The organism is Lamprobacter sp., from assembly GCF_034860625.1.
Lineage (GTDB): Bacteria > Pseudomonadota > Gammaproteobacteria > Chromatiales > Chromatiaceae > Lamprobacter.
Map to the genome: position 1 here is coordinate 30,708 of NZ_JAYESN010000017.1, position 15,612 is coordinate 46,319.

Consider the following 15,612-nt stretch of genomic DNA (forward strand, 5'->3'; position numbering starts at 1 on the left):
GAATTCGGCGTCTCAAGCGGTTCCAGGTTCTTGGCCGGCTTCCTGCGCGTCGAGCTGCTCCTGGCGTTTCTCGCGCTGGTCTTGGGGGAGATAGGTGAGCAAGACCTGCTCGACGACCCTTGGGTTGCGCCCTTGTTGAATCGCGAGCAAGGCATCGGTCCAGAGCGACTGCAAGCGTTCCTGCTGCAGGGTTCGCAGCTCGAGCTTTTCGGCGATTGGATTGGCGATGATTTGGGCGATCAACACCCCGTATAAGGTGGTCAGCAGGGCGACCGCCATGGCGGGTCCGATCTTGGAGGGATCGTCCATATTGGCGAGCATATCGACGAGGCCGATCAGGGTGCCGACCATACCCATCGCCGGGGAGACATCGGCGAGGAGGCTGAAGGCGCGGGCGCCGGCCCGATTGCGGTCTAGGGTCATCAGGCGCTCCTTATCGAGCACCTCCTTGAGCATCTCCGCCGAATACCCATCGGCGAGCATCTGCAGACCGCGTGCGAGAAAAGTAGAGCTGGCCTCGTGATCTTCCAGTGCTAGGAGCCCGCTTTTGCGGGCGATCTTCGACACCTCGAGCATCTCATCGATGGTGCTCATGATGTCTGGGAGGGTCGACTTGAACGCCCGTGTCACCGCTTTCATCGCCAAACGAACTTCGGCGAAGCTCATCTGCGAGAGCACGATCATCAAGCTGCCGGCCACCACGATGATGAGGCCGATAGGGTTGAGAAAGATCATCGGTGATGCGCCGAGCCCGACGGCTACGGCGACCAGGATGATCGCGCCGAGCATGCCGATAATAGTCGCCAAATCCATTGCCTGGCCTCAAAGAAGATAGTGTAAGCGACAGTGATCGTCAGAGGCGGCCGATCGGTTGATCGACTGACATGTCAGGCCGATGCTGCGGAACCAGCGTTTGATCGGACATAGCTTGCCGACGATTTTAACGAGAACGGATCATACGCTTTTTGCATCCGCCTGACATCGATTAAGCTCAGGGTCAGCATCTGCTGCTCCCAAGCTGTCTTTTTCCCAAGCCGAGCAAGCCTTGGCTGCTAGCAGCAGTTGGCGGTAGTGCCCCGATGTGCAGGATGAGTTTTCGTAACTCACTGATAATTTAAGTGTATTTCACACCGTCATCCCATGGATTGGGGCACTACCCTGCTGGGTGCCGACAGCTGGCGTTCCTAGCTCACCTTGATCTCGATCTGCTCGCCGCTGTTCGGGTCCGAGAGGTGCACCGCGCAGGCGATGCAGGGGTCGAACGAGTGAATGGTGCGTAGGATCTCGATCGGCTGCTTTGGGTCATGGAGCTGGGTGTTGTCGGCTAGCGCAGCCTCGTAGGCGCCCGGCACGCCAGCAGGGTCGCGCGGACCAGCGTTCCAGGTTGAGGGGACCACGGCCTGATAGTTCGCGATCTTCTCGTTCTCGATCAGGATCCAATGACCGAGCGCGCCTCGGGGGGCTTCCATGTAGCCGGCGCCCTGGGCCTGCTTCGGCCAGCTTGAAGGCTCCCATAGCGCCGGATTGAAGGTCTGGGTATCGCCATTGCGGATGTTCGCAACAAGGGCGTCGTACCAGGTCTGCATCGCATCGGCGACGATCTTCGACTCCAGCGTCCGCGCTGCGGTGCGCCCGAGGGTCGAGAACAGCCCCTCGACGGGCAGATCCAGGGTGGTCAGTGAATAGTCAACCAGCTCCTTGGCTTGGGCGTGCGCTGGAGCGCTGCTGTCGGCATAGAGCAACAGCATGCGCGCGAGCGGTCCGACCTCAACTGAGTGATTATTCCAGCGCGGCGATTTGAGCCAAGAATAGCCATCGTCGATATTGAGTTGCTGGTACGGCGGCTTGGGGCCGCCGCGCTTGTCGTAGCTGAGCTTGGTCTCACCTTGGTAGGGATGCAGGCCGGCCTGCTTGCCATCCTTGTAGTCATACCAGGCATGGGCGATGAACTCCTGGATCTCGTCCTCGGCGTGCAGATCCACCGGGTGGATGGTGCTGAGATCGCGGTTGAGGATGGCGCCGCGCGGGAACAGAAGATCGGACAGGTCGCTGCTGTCGGTGCTCGAACCGCTGTAGGGCAGGTCGCCGTAGCAGAGGAAGTTGCCGAGCCCTTCACCCTTTTGCGCCCAGTCCTTGTAGAAACCGGCGATGGCCAGCGTATCCGGAATGTAGACCTGCTCGACGAAGCCCTGCATGCCCTTGATCAGATCCTTGACCTGGGATAGCTTTTTCGAATTGATGGCTGAATCCGAATTCAGATCGATGGGCGAGCCCACACCGCCGACAATGAAGTTCGGATGTGGGTTCTTGCCGCCGAAGATGGCATGCAGCTTAGCGACCTCACGCTGCCAGGCCAGGGCCTCCAGATAGTGCGCGACCGCCATGAGATTGGCTTCCGGTGGCAGTCTGTAGGCCGGATGGCCCCAGTAGCCATTGGCAAAGATGCCGAGCTGACCGCCGTCGACGAAGGTCTTGAGCCGCTTCTGGATATCGCTGAAGTAGCCCGGCGAGGACTTGCTCCAACTACTGGTGCCGAGATCAGCCGCGGTCTTGGCGCTGATCTGCTGCGCGAGCTGCGAGGTTGCGGACGGATCGGCGCTGAGCGCCGAGACCACGTCCACCCAGTCCAGTGCATGCAAATGATAGAAGTGCATCACATGGTCGTGGATGTACTGGGCGCCGATCATCAGATTGCGGATCAGCTGGGCGTTGGGCGGGATCGGATAATCCAGTGCATCCTCAACTGCGCGCACTGAGGCAATTCCATGGACGAGGGTGCAGACGCCACAGATGCGCTGCGCATAGGCCCAGGCATCACGTGGGTCGCGCCCGCGCAGGATGATCTCGAGCCCGCGCACCATGGTGCCGGACGAGTAGGCTTTGGCAATCTCCTGCCCGTTCATCTCCGCCTCGATGCGCAGATGACCCTCGATACGGGTAATGGGGTCGACGACGACGCGCTCGCTCATGATTGTTCAGCCTTCTCTTTCTCGACCTCTTTTTGGACATCGTGTTCAACCAAGTGATCGGCGATCATCTCGGTCAGCCCGACCACGGGGATGTCCATGTTGAACTCCTCCAGGCCCTCTTCGAGCTGGGTGCGGCAGGTGGCGCACATGGTCACCATGCGCTCCGGCTCGACCTCCTCGATCTGCGCCTTCTTGCGCTTGAACGCGGCCAGCTTCAGCGGCTCGGCGCGCTCGTTCGAGCTGACGCCGCCGCCGGCGCCGCAGCACCACTGGTATTCGCCGTGCTCCTTGAGGTCGACGAAATTATCCGCGACTAGATCCATCAGGCTGCGTTGTTGCTGCACCACGCCACTCTTGCGCGCGAGGTTGCAAGGGTCGTGCATCGACAACCGATCCATCTCCTTGCCCTCGGTCTTGATGCGGCCGTCGATACGCAGTTGATCCAGCACCTCGATGATGTGGTAGACCTTGAACGGATAGGCGCGCTTGATCGCGTTCGGCCCCTCCCAGCGGATCGCCGTGTAGGCATGGCCGCACTCGGGGCTGATGACGTTCTTGACCTGGAGTTGTTCGGCGGCGTCGACGACGCGCTGCACCAGGGTCGCGGCGATGTCCTTGGAGCCGATCTGGATGCCGGCGTTGGTGGCCTCGAAACAGGTCTTGCTCAGGGTCCAGCTAACGTCGGCATGGTCGAAGATCTTGGTGATGGCTTCCAGGTACTCAGGGAAGTTGATGATCTCCATCGACGACAGCAGCACCAGATAATCGGCGCCTTGCTGGTCAATCGGCACCTCGAGGCCGGTTGCGGTCTCGACGTGCTTGATCTGCACATCCAGCGTCTTCCACTGCAGGCCCATCGGGCTGCCGGTATTCACCGCGCGCACTGAGGCGGCGACCAGGCCTTCGGGCGCATGACCGGAGGCGACCATGCCCTCGCGCGCCTTGCGAATCATGTAATGGATATCGTTGCCGACGGGGCAGACCATCGAGCAGCGCCCGCACATGCTGCAGGAGTCATAGAGCAGCGGCTCCCATTCCTCGAGCATCGCGTCGGTGATCAGCGGCTTCGACTGGCGCCCGAGCTTGGCGTCGATGCGATCCTTGACGGTCTTCTTGAGCTTGCCCCAGAGCGTGAACTCTTGCTCCCAGAGCAGCCGCAGCGGCTCGAGCTTATGGATCGGCGTGTACTTCGGATCGCCGGTCTCGACGAAGAAGGGGCAGGCTTGGGCGCAAAGGCCGCAGTGCACGCAGCTTGAGAAGAAGGCCGCGACTGGCGCGTCGATCTCCTCGCGCCAGGCATTCAGCCCGCGCTCGAGCGAAAAGGAGTGGGCACCCTGGGTCATGACTGAATCCCCTTACGGCCGAAGATGGCGCCGTTGTAGTACCGGGCAATGAAGGCGGTGAAGATGTGCGTGAGCTTGGTGAAGGGCAGCAGGATGAGAAAGATCTCGGCACTCAGGATATGCATGCCCAACGCCAGTGGATAGGGGTTGATCAGCCGGTGATAGGCCAGGTACCCGGTCAGCACTGGCAGGAAGGTCACCGCCCAGATCAGATAGTCTTCAGGCGTACTGAGGAAGCGCTTCACCGGCTGAGTCAAACGATGGATGAGCACGGCGACCAGTCCGAGCAGGGTGATTGCCGTGACTGCATCGACCACAGGATTCGGCAGTCCGGGCCAACTCACCCCCAAGGTGCTCTTGATCAGCTCAATATGCGGGATGAAGAGCAGCAGCGCGATGACGAAGCCGACATGCCAGAGGATGCCGGCCACGACATCGAAGGTTGAGCGTTGAAAGGTGCCAGGGTCTGGGTTGAAGCGGCGGTAAATGGTCTTGAGGCCGGGAAGGATCTCGTTACCGCGGGCTGCCGCGTAGTTGTGGGCGCGGCCTAGCGCGAAGATCTCGAACAGACGGATCAGGATGCCAAGCGCGAAGATGGCCATGGCGACGCTGAACAGTGGACCCTTGACGAAAAGCAGGAACTCCATCGAGGTCATCACAGGGTCTCCTCTAGTTGATCGGCAGTGACCTTGTCATGGTGCTTGACGGCCTGCTGAGTCTGATGGCGGCTCATCAAGCCGGCACCGACGCCGACTGCGGCGCCGACAGCACCGGCGGTGAGCAGGACGTCACCGGGTGAGCCGGTTGGTACGGACAGGGCTTTGTAGAAGCCGCCAGCATCCCAGAAGTCAGGCTCAGAGCAGCCCAGGCAGGGATAGCCAGCCTCGACCGGCCAGCTCGCGCCGCCGTTCCATTTCATGGTTGCACAGGCGTTGTAGGTCATCGGACCCTTGCAGCCGAGCCGATACAGACACCAGCCGGCCTTGGCCCCTTCGTCATCGAAGGCTTCGGCAAACTTGCCCTTGTCGTAAAACGGGCGGCGGTAGCAGCGGTCGTGGATAGACTGACCGAAGAAGGCGCGCGGGCGTCCGTATTCGTCGAGCTCGGGCAGGGTGCCAAAGGTGAGGAACTGCGCGAGCACGCCGGTGATAACCATGGGGACCGGCGGGCAGCCGGAGACATTGATCACGGGCTTGTTCTTGACCAGGTCTTGTACCGAGACGGCGCCGGTTGGATTCGGGTCAGCCTTCGGCAACCCGCCAAAGGTGGCGCAGGTGCCAACGGCGACGACAGCGGCAGCACCCTCGATGGTCTCCATCAGCATGTCGTAGTTGCTGATGCCGGCGATGGTCGAGTAACCGGGGTTGGCCTTGGGGCCAGGCAAGGAACCGTCCACCACCACCAGATATTCGCCGGCGTTGGCATGGATGGCCTGCTCGCGCGCCTGTTCGGCAGCATCGCCGGCAGCGGCCTGCAGAGTGTGATGATAATCCAGCGAGATCACATCGAAGATCAGATTCTCGACCGTGGGCGAGAAGCTGCGGGTCAGCGACTCGGTGCAGCCGGTGCATTCTTGGAACGAGAGCCAGATCACCGAGGGCCGGCGCGCTTGCTCAAGTGCCTTGGCGATCGCTGGGGCCATACTCGGCGGTAGGGCCATCATCGACGCCGTTGCGGCACAGAATTTCAGGAATCCACGGCGTGACACCCCGTGCTGGCGCAGGCTCTCGCCCAAGGTCTTCGATGTGGCCATCGTTTCTCCTGCCATTGCTGGAATTCAGCGGTCAGTGGCGGGACTCAGCCGCCGGATCGGCCGCGTTGACTGACGCCAGGGCGGCGTCTAGGGCGGCCAATGAATCGGTCATGTCGGCGCGCTGCGTGCGGAGCATTTGCGGGATTTCGTCGACTTCGATCTGCAGCGCGATGCGCTCGCCATCGACGTTGGCATAGTCGAGGATCCAGACCCCGGGGAAGCGAGTCTCCCAAACGCGGGTCGGGCCTAGCGCGTCGATGGTTGCCTCCACCTCGCCACGCCCCAGCAGCGCCATCAACCGCGCTTCGTCGCCGGGACCAAAGGGCATGGCGGCGAGGTCGATGCGAGTAGGCTCAGCGCTCTGCGCGAACCGCTCCAGCGCGTGGCGTATTTCATTGAGGATCGGTAGCGCGTTGCCGTATTGCTGCGGCTCAGTTTCGGGCTGCTCGATGTGAATTGGAATGCCGGCGAGCTCCGCCATCAGGCCCCTCCATCGGTTAGTGCTTATGTTAGGCAGAGCTTATGTTGTCGTGTTTGACCTGCAGCACACTTTGCTGAAACTCTGCTCATGACCTATTCAATCCTGCTGAATCTCATGGCCCTGGTGGGCCGTTTTATGAGCGACGCGGCTGGGCTTGTCAGCAACGAGGTCTGGCGTCTTGGTGCTCGTCGGCCTTTGATGCCTTGGGTGAGGGCTTGCGCCATCGCTGCAAAAGGGCCTGGATCTGATCAACCACCTTGGGGACGGCAGCGGCCACTGCCGGGGTCAGTTGATCACCCCAATCGACCCATTGGGGCTCGATGCCAATCAGGGCGCGTTGGCTGGGCAGGGTGTCGGTGAGCCGGGCGATATCGAAGAGGTCGGCAAGGCTCACCTCGTGCACGCTCTTGGCGTGCCTGCTCAGCTGTCGGTCCATGGCCTCGCCTTCGAACAGGCGCAGGGTGCCCGGGGGGTCGCCCATCGTAGCGGCATCAACGACGATCAACCGAGCCGCATCGCCGATGGGGCCAGCCAGGGTAAAGCTGAGGGTGCCGCCGTCATAGAGGTGGAGGTCGGGATCGGTCGCGGCGATCGGCTCTAGGGCCTTTAAGACAGCCGCGCCGACTGCTTCATCGGTGAGCAGGATATTGCCAAGTCCGAGGATCAAAGTACCGGTGCCGGGCATCGTGGCGTCTCCAGTCGCTGGGTTATCGTGAAACAAGCGCCTCATCGTCCGGGGTGGCGACGCGCCCTGCAGGTTAGCGCCCCGATCGTCATCGGCTGCGTGAAATCGCCTCATCCACTCGGGCATTGATGAAAGTCGCTTGCGATAGCCCTAGCCGGCGGCTTAGCCTCAAGAGATTGCGACATCATGATCGAGGTGCGCCCATGTGCATGGGTATCCCAATGCAGATTCTTGAGATCAACGGCTTCGGCGCGCGCTGTGAGGCCAAGGGGTTCGAGCGGGAGGTGAGCCTGTTGATGCTCGACCCAGAGGATCTGGCGGTCGGCGATTTCGTCGTCATTCACCTGGGTCATGCGATCGAGAAGATCTCGGCTGAGCGCGCTGCCGACGCTTGGTCGGTGTATGACGAGATGTTGGCTGCCGAGGACACTGCCGTCGGAGGCGAGATGCGTTGACGGCAGTCTGCGCGGCTGGCGTGATCAATCCGCGCTGGCGAACTCGCTGGCAATCTCGTATTGACGCTTGACCTCGTCGAGGTGGGCATTGCCATCCCCTTCAACCAGTTCGCAGTTGTTGGCCATCCGTGCATGCATGGCAGCCTTCCAGGCACGGTTGGTCTTGTTGTCCGGTAGCATGCTATCAGGTGTCAGCGCAGCGGCTACGGCGGCGGCCACGAAATGATCGCCTTGAGCAAGCCAATCGGTGTCTTTGCCGCAGTCGGTATAGGTTTTGGTCGACCAGGCCTTGGCGCCGCGATAGGCGTCTTCGAGTTCCGAGGCCGAGACGTCGGTGCGTAGGCCGGTCTCGATGGCCCGCTTGACGCGCTCATCGCGGCTGAGATGGACCAGACTTTGCGCAAAGCGCAAGCCGATCAGGCGTTGTTGCTCGGCCGAGAGGCGCTCGAGCAGATCACGGAGCGCTTTGTCGTTGCTGATGGTCGCCATGAGGGGTCAGTCTCCTAATGTTCTTATCGTCGCCTACTATCTTGCCATGACCACCTGCACCGCATTGACGTGAATCACAAGCCTATGAAGCGAACCGTCTTCTTCGTCTCCGAGAGCACCGGTATCACCGCCGAGACCCTGGGTCAGAGTCTCCTCTCGCAATTCGACAATGTCGATTTCGAGCGGGTCTATATGCCCTACATCAACACGGAGGCGCGCGCGCGTGCCTTAACGCAGCGCTTGCACGAGGCGGCTGAGCGCGATGGCGCCCGTCCCTTGGTGTTCTCGACCATGCTCGATGCCGGCATCGCCGCGATCCTCAGGGAAGGTGACTGCTTTCACTTGGAGCTATTTGAGCAGTTCGTCGAGCCGCTGAGCGAGGAGCTCGGGGTCTCGCCCAGTCGCGAGTCTGGACGCAGCCATGCGATCACCAAGCCGAGCATGTATACCAAGCGGATCGAGGCGATCAACTTTGCCATGAGCAACGACGACGGCATGCGGCCGGACAACTTCCGCCATGCGGATGTGGTCCTGGTTGGGGTCTCGCGCTCTGGCAAGACGCCGACCTGCCTTTATTTGGCGATTCACTACGGGCTGCGTGCGGCCAATCATCCATTGACCGAGGACGATTTCGAGCGCGAGGCCCTACCGCCTGAGGTCTGTGCCGTGAAAGAGAAGGTGTTCGGCCTCACGATCGAGGCGCGACGGCTGCATCTAATCCGCGAGGAGCGTCGGCCGGGCAGCGACTATGCCTCGTTGGCGCGCTGTCGCAACGACATCCGCTTGGCGCATGAGATGCTGGGGCGTCTTGGGGTGCCGGTGCTCGATACCACCAGTCAATCGATCGAAGAGATCTCGGCGCAGGTGCTGCGTGGCTTGCGCAATTCCGGTCATTACTGACGGGGCCATTGAGATCAGACTGCTGAGCGTCGATAATGCCGCGCGTTCATCGAAGCCCCGCTCTGACCCTCTGAATCGACATTACCCGGAAGCGACTGTATGAAGCTCGGTATTCCAAGAGAGACGCTCGCCGGCGAACGGCGAGTCGCGACCACGCCCGATGTCGCCAAGAAGCTTGTCGCAAAAGGCTTCGAGGTGTTGCTCGAGACCGGTGCCGGCGTTGCTGCGCACTACACCGATGCGGCCTATGCCGAGGCGGGTGTGAAACTGGTCAAGCGCGATGTCTGCTTCTCGGCTGACATCCTGCTCAAGGTGCGGCGACCGACCGAAGACGAGGCCCGCGCGCTGCGCTCCGGCAGCGTCTACATCAGCCTGGTGGAGGGCTGCGGCGATGATCCGCTCTTGTCACGGATGGTCGAGAACGGCGTGCAGGTACTGGCGATGGAGCGGATGCCGCGCATCTCGCGTGCGCAGTCGATGGACGCACTCTCGTCGCAGAGCAATATTGCTGGCTACCGGGCGGTGATCGAGGCGGCCTCGCACTATGGGCGCTTCTTCCCGATGATGATGACCTCGGCCGGATCGGCCAAGCCGGCGCGTTTGGTGGTACTCGGTGCTGGTGTCGCCGGGCTGCAGGCGATTGCCACCGCGCGTCGGCTCGGCGCCGATGTGCTTGCCTACGATGTGCGCCCGGAGACCAAGGAGCAGATCGCCTCGCTCGGTGCCAAGCCGATCGAGCTCGATCTTGGCGAGAGCGGCGCCGGCGAGGGCGGCTATGCGAAGGAGCTCTCAGACGAGGCCAAGGCCCGCCAGCAGCAGTTGCTGGGCGATGAGTTGGCCAAGGCCCATGTCATCATCACCACCGCGCTGATTCCCTGCCGGCCGGCACCAGAGCTGATCACCACCGAGGTGGTTGAGCGGATGCGGACCGGCTCGGTGATCGTCGACCTTGCCGCCGCGAATGGCGGTAACTGCAAGCTCTCGGAGCCTGATCAAGTGATCGATCATCAGGGGGTCATCATTGTTGGCCATACCAACTATCCGTCGATGGTCCCTGCGGATGCGAGCGCCTTCTATGCCAAGAATCTCTCGAACCTCATCGAGATCATGGTCGAGCCTTCGGACAAGGGTCCGGTGCTCAGGGATCTGACCCAGGATGAGATCACCGCGGCCATGCTGATCGGCCGCTGAGCGGACTTTCGACCAACGCCGATGCTGAGGCCGATGCTGAGCAGTTAAGCCCGAACGAGAGGAGCGTCTCGACGCGCTGGACTGTGCTGCCGCCATTCAGCACTCAGCACCTATCACTTAGCACCTGCTACTTACTACTTAACGGAGTCCACCCGGATGCCTGAATCCATCCTCGCGCTCTATGTCTTCGTGCTTGCCTGCTTCATCGGCTATTACGTGGTCTGGGGCGTTACGCCATCGCTGCATACGCCCTTGGTGGCCCTGACCAATGCCATCTCCGGCATCGTGCTGGTCGGCGCCTTGCTGGTCACCGGGCTGGAAGAGGCCGGCATCGCCGCCTCCTTCTTCGGCTTTCTCGCGGTGCTGCTTGCCAGCATCAACGTCTTCGGTGGTTTTTTGGTCACGCATCGCATGTTGTCGATGTTCAAGAAAAAGAAACGGGGCTAATCAGCGATGGAACTGCCACTCTCTCCAACCACTCAGGCGCTGGCCTATCTGGTCTCGGCGATCCTGTTCATCTTTGCCCTCAAGGGGCTGACCCATCCGTCTACTGCGCGTCGCGGCAACCTGTTCGGCATGCTCGGCATGGCGATCGCGATCGGTGCCACCCTGGCCGGCACCGAGGTGCAGGGGTATTGGTTGATCGGTTTTGCCGGCGCCATCGGTGCGGTGATTGGCATCGTCGTTGCGATTCGCATCCAGATGACGGAGATGCCGCAATTGGTCGCCGCGCTGCACAGCTTCGTCGGTATGGCCGCGGTCCTGGTCGCCATCGGCACCTTCATCAATCGCGCTCAGGCCGGCACGCTGGATGCCCTGCTCATGGGCGAGCTCTCGGCCGGCATCGTCATCGGCGCCATCACCTTTACCGGCTCGGTGATTGCCTTTGCCAAGTTGCAAGGGATCATGTCCGGGGCGCCGATCAAGTTCTTGGGGCAGCATGCGCTGAACGCGCTGATCGCCATCACCACCATTGCGCTGGCGGTCCATTTCGCCAGCACCGGCAGCTGGGTCTCGCTGGTGTTGATGACACTTTTGGCCTTTACCCTCGGTGGTACCCTGATCATCCCGATCGGCGGCGCCGATATGCCGGTGGTCATCTCGATGCTGAACAGCTACTCGGGCTGGGCGGCGGCGGCGACCGGCTTCACGCTGCACAACAATCTGCTGATCATCGTCGGTGCGCTGGTTGGTTTCTCCGGCGCCATCCTCTCGTTCATCATGTGCCGGGCGATGAACCGCAGCATCATCAACGTGATCTTCGGCGGCTTCGGTACCGATAGCAGCGGGAGTGGCGGCGCTGGCGCGGTAGCGGCCGAGAAGGGCGTTAAATCGGCCTCGGTCGAGGATGCGGTGTACTGGATGGAGGATGCCAACCGCGTCATCGTGGTGCCCGGTTACGGCATGGCCGTGGCTCAGGCCCAGCATGCGCTGAAGGAGATGATGGAACTGTTGCAGGCACGGGATGTGGAGGTGAAGTTCGCCATCCACCCGGTCGCCGGTCGCATGCCGGGCCACATGAACGTGCTGCTGGCCGAGGCCGACATCCCCTACGATCAGGTGCTGGAGATGGACGAGATCAACCCGGACTTCCCGAGCACCGATGTGGTGCTGGTGGTCGGTGCCAATGATGTCGTCAATCCAGCGGCGAAGGAGGACAAGACCAGCCCGATCTACGGCATGCCGATCCTCGATGCCGGCAAGGCGCGGCAGGTCTACTTCCTCAAGCGCTCCATGCGCCCCGGCTACTCAGGGGTTGATAACCTGCTGTTCTATCAGGACAACACCTCGCTCATCTTTGGCGATGCCAAGGATACGATTGAAGGCATGGTCTCGTCGCTGAAGGGCGGCGGGCACTGAGCTGATCCCGGCTCCAGCGCACTCTCGAGAATCGCCCTGTATGGGCGGTTTCCCGAGGCGCTACCGGGTTTGAGGCTGTTGGTGAGACTGGCCCAGCCAGCTTCTGCTGGCGCTTCGCTCAGCCCTTGAGCTTGTCCTTGAGTAGGTCGTTGACCTGCTGCGGGTTAGCCTTGCCCTGGCTCTGCTTCATCACCTGACCGACGAAGAAGCCGAACACCTTCTCCTTGCCGGCCCGGTATTGCTCCACCTGCTGCGGGTTGGCGGCGATGATCGCGTCGATCATCTGCTCAATGGCACCGCTGTCGGTGATCTGCTTCAGCCCCTTGGCCTCGATGATCTGATCGGCGTCGCCTTCGCCGGCCCAGATCGCCTCGAACACCTGCTTGGCGATCTTGCCGGAGAGGGTGTTGTCTTGGATGCGCTTGATCAGCTCGGCGAGCTGCTCGCTGCTGACCGGGCTGTCGTTGATCTCGAGACCCGCCTTGTTCAGCGCCGCGGCCAGGCTGCCGTTGATCCAGTTCGCGGCCAGCTTGGCATCGCCGGTCAGATCGACCACCTGCTCGAAGTAGGTCGCCGTGGCGCGGCTGCTGGTGAGTTGGACGGCATCGGCGTCGCTGATGCCATGGGTACCCTTAAACCGCTGCCGCATCGCATCGGGTAGCTCCGGCAGATTCGCGGTGGCGGCCGCGATGAAGGCGTCGTCAAGCTCGACCGGCAGCAGATCGGGGTCGGGGAAATAACGATAGTCGTTGGCCTCCTCCTTGCTGCGCATCGAGCGCGTCTCATCATTGTCGGCATCATAGAGACGGGTCTCCTGGACCACCGTGCCGCCGTCCTCGAGCAGCTCGATCTGGCGCTCGATCTCGAACAGGATCGCCCGCTGCAGGAATCGGAACGAGTTGATGTTTTTGATCTCAGCGCGAGTGCCGAAGGGGGTGCCCGGACGATGCACCGAGACATTGGCATCGACTCGGAACGAGCCCTCCTGCATGTTGCCGTCGCTGATGCCGATCCAGCGCACCAGTTGATGGATCTTGCGCGCGTAGGCGACGGCCTCTTCGGCCGAGCGCAGATCCGGCTCGGAGACGATCTCCAGCAGCGGCGTGCCGGCGCGGTTGAGATCGATCCCAGTTAGGCCGCCACCGGCACCCGAGAAGGTTTCATGCAGCGACTTACCCGCGTCTTCCTCGAGATGCGCGCGGGTCACGCCGATGGTCCGCTGCGTGCCGTCGTCGAGCAGGATCTCGATCTCACCACGGCCGACGATCGGCAGCTCGTATTGGCTGATCTGATAGCCCTTGGGTAGATCCGGATAGAAGTAATTTTTGCGCGCAAACACCGAGCGCGGCGCGATCTCAGCACCGATCGCGCGCCCAAACTGCACCGCCCGCTGCACCGCGCCCAGGTTCAGCACCGGCAGCACCCCCGGCAGGCCGAGATCGATCGCGCAGGCCTGGGTATTCGGCTCGGCACCAAAGGCGGTGGAGGCGCCGGAAAAGATCTTCGATTCAGTCGCGAGCTGGGTATGGATCTCCAGCCCGATCACGGGTTCCCATTGCATGCGGATTCGGTTCTCGTTGCGGGGCTTGCCGCGCTCGTGCCAGGGAACGGGGCGGCCGGCGTCTGGTTGCGGATGACCCTGCATTCTAGCCCAAGACGGCTGAGAAGCTCGCGACAGCAAAGCCAGCGAACGAAAAGTCTGCGACAGGAAGGCACATAAATGGAAAGCCAAGCTCGAGACGCTCCGGTTTCTTTTTGCCTCAGATCAAATTGCCTCTGTTGCGCTGTAGCGTAGTATCGACGGCACCGACTCAGGACGTGCATGGCTAGACTGTAGTCGCGTCAACGCAGGGGTACTACAGATAGTGGACACGCATAACGTCATTTTGGGACGAACCGATCAGCTACTCGATCCCGTTAGTCATCGTCTTGATGGTGATCGCATCGGGCTCGACAGAGCACCGGTCCGTCTTCGGGTGTTGACGCCTCCTCAGTCTCACTCTGGCGCACAATGCTCAAGCTCGAAGACTTGAAGAAGTAGGACGCTCAGCTCTGCGTCATCGTTCCCGTTGATATCGTCCCTATCGCTCAAATCGACCCGCATGGCGAGCAGGCTGTTAACCTCGTACTGCATGATAACCAAGGCCGGCTTGGCGAACAGACGGCGCTCAGTGGCGACTTCCGTAAAGAATCCCTATCGGCCGGAGCCGACAAAGCGGCTTACCCTAGAGCCTCGCTCATTGTGGAGAGCACATGATGCCGACTGCCAACAGACATTGCTGACGCCGCTCCTATGCAGACCAATCGCTGTTCGCTATGCTCTGTTTCCAATGACTCTACCTGTCATGAATGCTCGTCATGACCCCGGCTCGAGTGCATCAACGACAATCTGTACTGAGATCTACGCATGGCCCTGGCTGAAGAATAACTCGAGCACTAAAGCAAGCGAATGCGCGCCAAGTCTTTGGGCGGATTGATCAATGCTTCGCCAGGGTGTGTTATCTCTAGCATTTGCCGCAGCACACCTCGTCTGCTCACCGGAGACATTTCATGAGCCGTTATCTTCCTCTCAGTCCTCAGCGGTTTGGCGAACTGCGATGGCAACGTTTTCGTGATTATCGGCACACACTCGGCATACATCTCACGCCGGTCGCGGCGCCGGAGGTGAGTGCGGCCGCCGCTCATCTGCCGCTGGCTTTCGCGCGCGATGCCCAGGGCAAGCGCCTGCTGTGTGCGCTGAGCGGTCTGCGCGAAGGGGTCAATCATTGCCTGGATGCGCGCCAGGCCTGGTTGGCGGGTTACACGCCAGCCTTGCTGCGCGCTCATCCGTTCCGGCTGCTGCCACCGCCGCAGGGGAAGGGCGAGGCGCACCAGCGCGTGCTCTGCGTGGATATCGATAGCCCCTGGGTGGGGCCGGACGGGGATCAGGCGTTCCTCGACGGCGAGCGTATGAGCCCGGCGGTGGAGGAGATCTTTCAGTTCCTCGGCCAGCTTGCGCAGCACCTGGCGCGCACCGAGCAGGCGGTGGCGGCCCTGGAGGGGGCGGGCCTGCTCATCCCTTGGAAGATCGAGGATGAGCAGGGCCAGGCGCTGCACGGGCTACAACGGGCCGACGAGACCTCGCTGGCCAAGCTCGGCGCGGAGACCCTGGCCGAACTGCACCGCCAAGGCGCCCTAGCGCTGGCCTATGCGCAGATGATTAGCACTCATCAGCTGCCGGCGCTGCAAATACGTGCCCGTCAGCTCGAGAACCAAGCTCCACGCGAGGATCTTGGTGACTTCTTTAGCGGCCAGTCGGACCTGCAATTTGATTTTAATCAGTGAGTAGGTATCTCGACTTTGGCCATTTTGGCGGCCTGCTAGGGCGCTAACTGCCTGAAAAAACCGTGAGGGCGAAAATTTAGAGGGGGTCGGGAAGCCTGAACCTCCAAAGTAGACCCCTCGCTAATTTTTTGTCACAACACAAGCCCTTGATTATAAAAGGCA

Annotated in this window: 15 protein-coding genes; 6 read left to right on the forward strand and 9 right to left on the reverse strand. The window is 61.5% G+C overall.

The annotated features are described in order from the left end of the window. Positions 1-12 precede the first annotated feature (12 nt). From VBE63_RS06565 to VBE63_RS06595, 7 genes are all read right to left on the reverse strand, one after another. Positions 13-813 carry a MotA/TolQ/ExbB proton channel family protein gene (locus VBE63_RS06565; RefSeq protein WP_323682207.1) on the reverse strand — a complete coding sequence of 267 codons (801 nt, stop codon included), beginning with the start codon at positions 811-813 and terminating at the stop codon, positions 13-15. A gap of 371 nt (positions 814-1,184) precedes the next feature. Continuing rightward, on the reverse strand, positions 1,185-2,969 hold the full coding sequence (locus VBE63_RS06570) for a nickel-dependent hydrogenase large subunit (RefSeq protein ID WP_323682208.1): 1,785 nt from the start codon (positions 2,967-2,969) through the stop codon (positions 1,185-1,187). Further along, the gene (locus VBE63_RS06575; RefSeq protein ID WP_323682209.1) at positions 2,966-4,312 is read right to left on the reverse strand and encodes a (Fe-S)-binding protein; all 1,347 of its coding nucleotides are present in this window, start codon (positions 4,310-4,312) and stop codon (positions 2,966-2,968) included. Before VBE63_RS06575 ends, VBE63_RS06570 begins: the two co-directional genes overlap by 4 nt. Beyond that, positions 4,309-4,971 (reverse strand): hypothetical protein, encoded by a 663-nt coding sequence (locus VBE63_RS06580; protein ID WP_323682210.1) that lies wholly within the window; start codon positions 4,969-4,971, stop codon positions 4,309-4,311. Before VBE63_RS06580 ends, VBE63_RS06575 begins: the two co-directional genes overlap by 4 nt. Next, entirely contained in the window at positions 4,968-6,065 is a 1,098-nt protein-coding gene (locus VBE63_RS06585; RefSeq protein ID WP_323682211.1) for a hydrogenase small subunit, read from the reverse strand. Before VBE63_RS06585 ends, VBE63_RS06580 begins: the two co-directional genes overlap by 4 nt. Positions 6,066-6,096: 31 nt before the next feature. Then, positions 6,097-6,546: a hydrogenase expression/formation C-terminal domain-containing protein gene (locus tag VBE63_RS06590; RefSeq protein ID WP_323682212.1), complete on the reverse strand. Its 450-nt coding sequence runs from the start codon at positions 6,544-6,546 to the stop codon at positions 6,097-6,099. Between the two features lie 157 nt (positions 6,547-6,703). Then, positions 6,704-7,231 (reverse strand): hydrogenase maturation protease, encoded by a 528-nt coding sequence (locus tag VBE63_RS06595; RefSeq protein WP_323682213.1) that lies wholly within the window; start codon positions 7,229-7,231, stop codon positions 6,704-6,706. 203 nt (positions 7,232-7,434) lie between these two features. Between VBE63_RS06595 and VBE63_RS06600 the strand changes: the two genes are divergently transcribed. Next, positions 7,435-7,686: a HypC/HybG/HupF family hydrogenase formation chaperone gene (locus VBE63_RS06600; RefSeq protein ID WP_323682214.1), complete on the forward strand. Its 252-nt coding sequence runs from the start codon at positions 7,435-7,437 to the stop codon at positions 7,684-7,686. Positions 7,687-7,710: 24 nt separating this feature from the next. Here the strand turns inward: VBE63_RS06600 and VBE63_RS06605 are convergent, their stop codons facing one another. Beyond that, a complete protein-coding gene (locus tag VBE63_RS06605) occupies positions 7,711-8,175 on the reverse strand; it encodes a hypothetical protein (RefSeq protein WP_323682215.1) in 465 nt (154 codons plus the stop codon). Positions 8,176-8,259: 84 nt separating this feature from the next. On the opposite strand from VBE63_RS06605, the gene VBE63_RS06610 reads away from it, so the two are divergent. The 4 genes from VBE63_RS06610 to VBE63_RS06625 all read left to right on the forward strand — a co-directional run bounded on the left by VBE63_RS06610 (position 8,260) and on the right by VBE63_RS06625 (position 12,126). Then, a complete protein-coding gene (locus tag VBE63_RS06610; protein WP_323682216.1) occupies positions 8,260-9,075 on the forward strand; it encodes a pyruvate, water dikinase regulatory protein in 816 nt (271 codons plus the stop codon). Between the two features lie 99 nt (positions 9,076-9,174). Beyond that, complete coding sequence (locus tag VBE63_RS06615) at positions 9,175-10,266, forward strand: Re/Si-specific NAD(P)(+) transhydrogenase subunit alpha (protein ID WP_323682217.1); 1,092 nt, start codon at positions 9,175-9,177, stop codon at positions 10,264-10,266. Between the two features lie 156 nt (positions 10,267-10,422). After that, the gene (locus VBE63_RS06620; protein ID WP_201224218.1) at positions 10,423-10,713 is read left to right on the forward strand and encodes a proton-translocating transhydrogenase family protein; all 291 of its coding nucleotides are present in this window, start codon (positions 10,423-10,425) and stop codon (positions 10,711-10,713) included. 6 nt (positions 10,714-10,719) lie between these two features. Further along, positions 10,720-12,126 (forward strand): NAD(P)(+) transhydrogenase (Re/Si-specific) subunit beta, encoded by a 1,407-nt coding sequence (locus VBE63_RS06625; RefSeq protein WP_323682218.1) that lies wholly within the window; start codon positions 10,720-10,722, stop codon positions 12,124-12,126. Positions 12,127-12,244: 118 nt separating this feature from the next. Here VBE63_RS06625 and gatB read toward each other — a convergent pair whose 3' ends face one another. Further along, positions 12,245-13,687, reverse strand: coding sequence for an Asp-tRNA(Asn)/Glu-tRNA(Gln) amidotransferase subunit GatB (gene gatB, locus VBE63_RS06630; protein WP_323682219.1), 1,443 nt, complete (start codon positions 13,685-13,687; stop codon positions 12,245-12,247). Between the two features lie 989 nt (positions 13,688-14,676). On the opposite strand from gatB, the gene VBE63_RS06635 reads away from it, so the two are divergent. After that, a complete protein-coding gene (locus VBE63_RS06635; RefSeq protein ID WP_323682220.1) occupies positions 14,677-15,450 on the forward strand; it encodes a SapC family protein in 774 nt (257 codons plus the stop codon). Positions 15,451-15,612 lie beyond the last annotated feature (162 nt).

Excerpts from the sequence above, each read along its gene's own strand:
- VBE63_RS06610 (WP_323682216.1), top strand. The coding sequence starts at position 8,260 with ATGAAGCGAACCGTCTTCTTCGTCTCCGAGAGCACCGGTATCACCGCC.
- VBE63_RS06570 (WP_323682208.1), bottom strand. The coding sequence starts at position 2,969 with ATGAGCGAGCGCGTCGTCGTCGACCCCATTACCCGTATCGAGGGTCAT.
- VBE63_RS06620 (WP_201224218.1), top strand. The coding sequence starts at position 10,423 with ATGCCTGAATCCATCCTCGCGCTCTATGTCTTCGTGCTTGCCTGCTTC.
- VBE63_RS06635 (WP_323682220.1), top strand. The coding sequence starts at position 14,677 with ATGAGCCGTTATCTTCCTCTCAGTCCTCAGCGGTTTGGCGAACTGCGA.
- VBE63_RS06585 (WP_323682211.1), bottom strand. The coding sequence starts at position 6,065 with ATGGCCACATCGAAGACCTTGGGCGAGAGCCTGCGCCAGCACGGGGTG.
- gatB (WP_323682219.1), bottom strand. The coding sequence starts at position 13,687 with ATGCAATGGGAACCCGTGATCGGGCTGGAGATCCATACCCAGCTCGCG.
- VBE63_RS06615 (WP_323682217.1), top strand. The coding sequence starts at position 9,175 with ATGAAGCTCGGTATTCCAAGAGAGACGCTCGCCGGCGAACGGCGAGTC.
- VBE63_RS06565 (WP_323682207.1), bottom strand. The coding sequence starts at position 813 with ATGGATTTGGCGACTATTATCGGCATGCTCGGCGCGATCATCCTGGTC.
- VBE63_RS06625 (WP_323682218.1), top strand. The coding sequence starts at position 10,720 with ATGGAACTGCCACTCTCTCCAACCACTCAGGCGCTGGCCTATCTGGTC.
- VBE63_RS06595 (WP_323682213.1), bottom strand. The coding sequence starts at position 7,231 with ATGCCCGGCACCGGTACTTTGATCCTCGGACTTGGCAATATCCTGCTC.
- VBE63_RS06605 (WP_323682215.1), bottom strand. The coding sequence starts at position 8,175 with ATGGCGACCATCAGCAACGACAAAGCGCTCCGTGATCTGCTCGAGCGC.
- VBE63_RS06590 (WP_323682212.1), bottom strand. The coding sequence starts at position 6,546 with ATGGCGGAGCTCGCCGGCATTCCAATTCACATCGAGCAGCCCGAAACT.
- VBE63_RS06575 (WP_323682209.1), bottom strand. The coding sequence starts at position 4,312 with ATGACCCAGGGTGCCCACTCCTTTTCGCTCGAGCGCGGGCTGAATGCC.
- VBE63_RS06600 (WP_323682214.1), top strand. The coding sequence starts at position 7,435 with ATGTGCATGGGTATCCCAATGCAGATTCTTGAGATCAACGGCTTCGGC.